Source organism: Nostoc sp. (assembly GCF_036919575.1).
In the GTDB taxonomy this organism is placed as follows: Bacteria; Cyanobacteriota; Cyanobacteriia; order Cyanobacteriales; family Nostocaceae; genus Nostoc.
Window position 1 is genome coordinate 47,514 of sequence record NZ_JBALBY010000084.1, and the last position, 6,264, is coordinate 53,777.

The 6,264-nt window shown below is 43.7% G+C and carries 5 protein-coding genes; 4 read left to right on the plus strand and 1 reads right to left on the minus strand.

The features are described 5' to 3' along the window. Positions 1–26 precede the first annotated feature (26 nt). Positions 27–2,360, minus strand: coding sequence for an NACHT domain-containing protein (locus V7K27_RS22235; protein ID WP_334950241.1), 2,334 nt, complete (start codon positions 2,358–2,360; stop codon positions 27–29). A gap of 363 nt (positions 2,361–2,723) precedes the next feature. Here V7K27_RS22235 and V7K27_RS22240 point away from each other — a divergent pair, with 363 nt between their 5' ends. The 4 genes from V7K27_RS22240 (at position 2,724) to V7K27_RS22255 (ending at position 6,195) form a co-directional block, all read left to right on the plus strand. Beyond that, a complete protein-coding gene (locus V7K27_RS22240) occupies positions 2,724–4,352 on the plus strand; it encodes an outer membrane protein assembly factor BamB family protein (protein ID WP_334950242.1) in 1,629 nt (542 codons plus the stop codon). Between the two features lie 178 nt (positions 4,353–4,530). Beyond that, positions 4,531–5,445 (plus strand): homoserine kinase, encoded by a 915-nt coding sequence (gene thrB / locus V7K27_RS22245; RefSeq protein WP_334950243.1) that lies wholly within the window; start codon positions 4,531–4,533, stop codon positions 5,443–5,445. A 29-nt stretch (positions 5,446–5,474) separates the two neighbouring features. Then, the gene (locus V7K27_RS22250; RefSeq protein ID WP_334950244.1) at positions 5,475–5,987 is read left to right on the plus strand and encodes a hypothetical protein; all 513 of its coding nucleotides are present in this window, start codon (positions 5,475–5,477) and stop codon (positions 5,985–5,987) included. Next, the gene (locus V7K27_RS22255; RefSeq protein WP_334950245.1) at positions 5,968–6,195 is read left to right on the plus strand and encodes a hypothetical protein; all 228 of its coding nucleotides are present in this window, start codon (positions 5,968–5,970) and stop codon (positions 6,193–6,195) included. The genes V7K27_RS22250 and V7K27_RS22255 overlap by 20 nt, the downstream gene beginning before the upstream one ends. Positions 6,196–6,264 lie beyond the last annotated feature (69 nt).

Here is a 6,264-nt window from a genome sequence, read left to right on the forward strand (position 1 = left end):
CCTCTTTTAATAATTAAGCAAAAGAATTATTGCCATTCCCTATCCTCAAGTTCCTTTATCGGTAACAATAAGGTGGCTTCAATTTCTTGCCTAATAGCAGATGTCACTTCACAATTGCTATGCAGACAATCGAGTAGTAACTGATTAGCATCATAGTAGCGTTGCAACACTTGCTCTTGCTCAGAGCTAAACTGCCACTCGTGGTTAATATTGCGATAATTAATCACTGTCTTGTTTACCTGTTCAGCCCAAGCTGAATAGTTCGTTTGCGACCATAGCTCAAACCGTTGTTGACTTTGACCAGAATTTGGCAATTGGTCAGAGAGTTGTTGCAGGGATTTATGGAGTCCAACATCCAGAACAATACCCAGAATGTTGCTCATAGCATCTCCGCAGGCGTGGATGTGAGCAACGCTTTGGCTCCCATCAATTGCACACTCTATCAGCAGGTCATCTAATGCCGCATCCAGAAACATCCCTTGGTCGAGGCTGCTGGCTAGGGCAAAGTGAGAAGCTATGTGAGGAGTCCGACTCAAAGCAAGGTAAAATGCTCTCACTGTCGCATCTTTTGATTGGGTAGGGATACTGCGAGATTTTTGGCTAGCCCAGGTCAAAAACTCTTGTAAATAAGCGTCTTGGGCAACCAGTGTATCAATCTGTTGCTTCATCAACAGTACTAGAGAGTCTGCACTCCTGAGCATGGTAGCGGTTAACAAGAAGATTTCGCGCCAGTGGGGGTCGGTGATATGACTGACTAGACCGGATAGCGCTTGCCCAAATGCCTCTAAGTTATGGCTGGCAACGATTTTTCTCGCTGTGAAGTATTCTTGAAATGCTAGATAGGAAAAGGAAAAAATTCCCCGCGCCCGTTCTGCCAGTAGCCCATGTTGAGCCTCGATTGACTTCAGCGCTGCTTCGCTTTCTATTTGCAGTTCTTCTGCATCCATTGGCACGTTGCTTAAATTGTCAATATAGTCACCAATGTATTGCTCAACGATGCGTTGCTCAAAAAAGTACTGACCCTGCTCAAATGTCGCGGCGGCAATCTGACTGAATAACTTGAGCTTTTGTGATAATAAAAACCCTCGGTAAACGTCATCCCGTTCAACGCCTCTGGCTTCATCCCATTTGCCTAATAGAAGGTCTAAACCTTCTTTATAAAAGTCAGTGCGCTTAGTCGGAAATTTTTCTTTACCGTGAAACACCCAACAGGCAAGATGCAAAAATATGGGTGTGACGACGAGTTGGCGAAATTGCCAATTTTCATCTAATTCCAACTTCTGAATGAACTTAACGGAGTGGGCAAGACCATCTTTTTGGTTGGTCTTGGTAAAGGCCACAAACCATTTTTGAGCGAAGGCTCGGATTTGTTCTAAGGTAAAGGGAGCAATTTCAACATCAGTAAAGCCTCGGAGTCTGAGTTTTTGAGCTGCTGTTCGACAAGTCGCCACGAACCGATTTTTGTGATACTTCTCTGAAAATCTGCGAATTTCGTTTAAGACAGGATTGCTTTGTTGGTTAAGAACTTCATCCATGCCATCAAGCAACAGTAATACCCTACCTTCATTCAGCAAGGTTTCGATGACTGAGGGATCGGAAATTCCAGATGTGATAAATTCCTGGCGGATGTAGTTTAATAGGCTGAACTCGTTGGTAATCTTAGACTCTTGGGCAAAGTTTCTCAGTGTGATCAAGACTGGTACTTGATTTGCCGCAAATGCGCTTTGGTTACATTGAATGGCAAGATGTTGCAAAAAGGTGGTTTTACCTACTCCTGGTTTGCCTAGCACCCTGAGCTTGGAGTATGTTTCAACTGCCTGTGTACCAGGTATTTGTTTCTCGTCAACTTCACCTAAGCCAATACGGTCAAATTCTTTGGGATCAAGGTTTTGCAAATCAGTGATCTCTAACCACTGAAGGCTGGCAATTGACTCCAAAATATTCACATCTATATATATGTCATCGATCGCAACTGGACGGCCAATATCCAATAACTGCAAAATACCACACTGGTCTTGAATTTTGTCAAAGCGTTGCGTAGGCGTAGCCCGTCGTAGACATCGCACTTTCTGCACTAGTTTATCAATATCCAGTACAGTCGGCTGGGCGTATTCTTCTCGTGACAAAAATTCTGCTGGAGGATTAGTTGCAATCTCCCGCCAATTCAGTGACAACACTAAACAAATTTCAATAAAGGTATGACGCTCAACTGGACGACCACTCAAAAACCGCCAAATTGGTTGTCTAGTCTTGAGGTTGACTTCTGCTGCTAGATTGTCTTGTGTCCACCCCTTACGGGCAAACGCTCTTTTAGCCTCTTGAATCCCAGTGAGTGATGCTTCGAGCGATCTCTTGACCATAGGAAAAAAACTTCTAAAATCAAGAACTCAAACTTTTATTAACATCTTTCATCCTAGAGTTTTTTCTGTGGTCATCACTCTCTCCAAGGTTCAAGGATATACACAATTAAGAAAAAATACCTCTAGCTATAGTGAGATCCTGTTACATATATTAACTTTTGTAATAACTCAAACATTATGAACTTATTTTATACATTTCAAGCTTGTAGCAATACTTAATCTCAAGCACCCATCTGTCATGCTCTATGAAGTACAGATTAAGGGCTGATCAATATTTGTCCTTATTCACTAAGCTGAGATTTTTAACTAAAAGTGCGGTCAAGTAATAGCAAATTCTTTTTAGTAGTAGCGGAGGAATTTTAAGTGACTGTGATTAAAACTTATTCATCCTGGAAACAAGCGCTTGGAATTGTTACAGTGGCATTAGTCTTTATCATGCCAACAATTAGCAGTAGTGCTAAAGAAAGTCCGTGTAGATCGGATAATCAGTGGAGTTTGGGTGGCCAGAACCTAAACAATACTCGCTATCAAGCAGGTGAGAGATACCTCAATCCAAAGAACGTAACACACTTGTCTCCCAAATGGGTTTTTAGTGCAAGTGGTGAACTCTCTGCTACACCAGCAGTTGTAGATAAAACTGTATATATGCCTGACTGGGGCGGTAATTTTTTTAAGATTGATGCACAGACGGGTACACAGATTTGGGCAAATAGCATTGCCAGCTATATTAATGATCCAAGTATCCCAAAAGCTGTCTCACGAACAAGTCCAGCAGTTAAGGGCAATAAAGTGATTATTGGTAGCGAGGAAGGTGCTTTCCTGATAGCAGTTAACAAAGATACTGGGAAGCTAATCTGGAAAACAAAACTTGACAAGCACCCGTATGCTATTATTACCCAATCGCCGAGCATTTATGGCAATCGTGTGTATGTTGGAGTTTCCTCTTCTGAATCAGGAGCGGCTAACGATCCGAAGTACCCATGCTGCACATTCCGTGGAAGCATGACGGCGGTAGATTTGAATACCGGAAAGCTTCTGTGGAAAACTTACACTGTACCGGAAAATTATGGTCAACCGGATGGCTATTCAGGTGGAGCAGTATGGGGTAGCACACCAGCAATCGATCCAAAGCGAAATTCGGTATATATAGGAACAGGCAATAACTACAGTGTGCCTAAAACAGTAAGAAATTGTATTACAAAACTATCTTCACAGACAGCTCGTGATGAGTCGCAATGCCACGATCCCAATAATTATATTGACGCGATCGTGGCACTTGATCTCGACACTGGCACGATTAAGTGGGCAAATAAACTACAGGGATACGATGCCTGGAATGTTGCCTGCTTATTTGGCGGTATCTCCAATTGCCCTGACCCCAAAGGGCTAGATTATGATTTCGCTCAGGCACCCATGCTTTTCACTGTTAAAGATGCGGGAAAATCTCGTGATCTCCTTGGTGCTGGTCAGAAGAGTGGTGTCTTTTGGGCGCTTGACCGGGATACTGGAAAAGTCGTCTGGAGCCGAATTGTTGGCCCTGGTGGTGCTGGTGGTGGAATAATGTGGGGTTCGGCTACGGATGGTCAACAAATCTATGTAGCGATTTCAAACTACGGATTTGAGAAGTACACATTAGAGCCTTCAGGTAAGACTATTAACGGTGGGTCATGGAGTGCGCTTGATGCAGCGACTGGCAAAATTATTTGGCAGACAGCAGATCCAGCAGGTGAAAGGGATATGGCTCCAATGACAGTAGCGAATGGAGTGGTATATGCTGGCTCGATGGCATCAGAAGCCGATAAGAATAACATGTATGCATTAGATGCCAAGACTGGTAAGATTCTGTGGAATTTTAACAGTGGGGGATCGGTAGTTGCAGGTGCAGCAGTGGTTGATGGTACAGTGTACTGGGGTTCTGGCTACAGCCGCATCGCAGGCGGGTTTAAGTCTAATAATAAGTTTTACGCATTCACAGTCTCGAAGCATCGGTAACAGGTTAAGGTTATCCCGCTTTTGTCAATAAGTAATGTTACTTAAAAAGGTGACAAAAACCGTGGTTGAAAACATAATTTTTGTGGGAGCGATAGTGCTGGATTAAGGAACATCAAAAACTAGCCCCAGAGTGCTACCAATACATAGGATGCTGGTTGATGATTAGTGAGTTTTGCCAATGTCTGTTGTTTCTACCATCACTGTTACCGTTCCCGCCACAACTGCGAATTTGGGGCCTGGTTTTGATTGCATCGGTGCAGCATTAAAGCTGTATAACGAGTTCAAGTTCACTCGCCTAGAAGAGGGTGAGCTAATTATTCATGTCACTGGTATCGAAGCTGAACGAGTCCAAACTGATGAGAGTAATCTCCTCTACCAAGCGTTTGTCAAGTTCTATCAACATATAGAGCAGACGCCGCCGACTGTGAAAATAGAGATAAAGTTAGGTGTCCCGTTGGCGAGGGGTTTGGGTAGTTCGGCGACAGCAATTGTTGGTGGGTTGGTTGCTGCTAATCAACTTGAGGGTGCAACTCTGTCTCAGTCGCAGGTGATGGAGTTAGCGATCGCAATGGAAGGACATCCTGATAATGTAGTTCCAGCTTTGTTGGGAGGATGTCGTCTCGCTGCTACCAGTGGCGCAGCTTGGGAAATTTGTGATGTTCCTTGGCATAAAGATGTTGTACCAGTTGTGGCTATTCCTAATTTTGAACTTTCCACTTCAAAGGCGCGGGGCGTTCTTCCAACTGAAGTGAGTCGTGCGGATGCGATTTTCAATACAGCCCATTTGGGCTTATTGTTGCGCGGCTTGGAAACTGGTAACGGACAATGGTTAAAGACAGCTTTGCAAGATAGATTGCATCAGCCCTATCGGAAAGCTTTGATTCCTGGTTATGATGCTCTCAACATTGCAGCTGTTAGTGCTGGTGCTTATGGTATGGTGATTAGTGGTGCGGGGCCGACACTGTTAGCTTTGGCGGATAAGTTACACTCAAAGGCTGTGGAGGCGGCGATGTTAGCTGCTTGGCAAGAAGAAGGAATTACAGCCGAAGTGCGATCGCTTTCTCTAGATACCCAAGGCGCAAAAAGCTTTTAATATTTTACTCAGCACTTAAAACTCGATTTATGCAGCAAACTCAGGCTGAAATAGCGGCGCTTAACTCTCAAATTCAGATTCTTTTAGAAGAACGCGCTGCACTCACTATAAAAAATAATGTCATCTCTGGCGAGAATGATTCACCCCAGGCGATGGTGGAAGCTTACCGCCGTCAAGCCAGAGAAAATGCCCAATTATCAGTTGAACTCCAAGGCATAGATGCAGCGATCGCCGCCCTGGAAGCCCAGATAAAACAAAAACAAGGTAAGTTAGTGCGTTGGCAAGGTGAATCCAAACAACTTATCCAACAGCAGCAGCTAGAGGAAGCGAAAGAAGTGGCTCAGGTACATGCTCAACGCATTAATCAACTAGCAAGTGAACTGGCCGCAGAAGTCCGTTTTCTTAAGGCTTGTGCCAATCAACTGAGTCCAATGTATTGGCAGATTTATTACAAGCCCTTTATTACTGGCTTTAAGACAATCTCCGTTCCCTATGTCCGCTCTGATGGGGAAGTATGGACAATTGTCAACCGGATTGTTTAATGCTTTACCCTTGGCGTTGGTATGCAATACATATTTACAGCAATCTTACAGCTATTTTCAGGTAAATAGACCACGCGGTAGGGGCACAGAAAAAGCTCATTGGTGTCAACTTCAGAAAAAATCTTTTGAAGAAGACGTTTTGCCCTCATCCCCTAACCCCGAATCCCAAGTTGGGATTCGGGCAGGGCAAACGCATCTTATTTACTAATAAAAACTAAGGAAGATTTAAAAATGACATAGATAATTGTAAAAATTGATGGGATGATAAATAAAATAA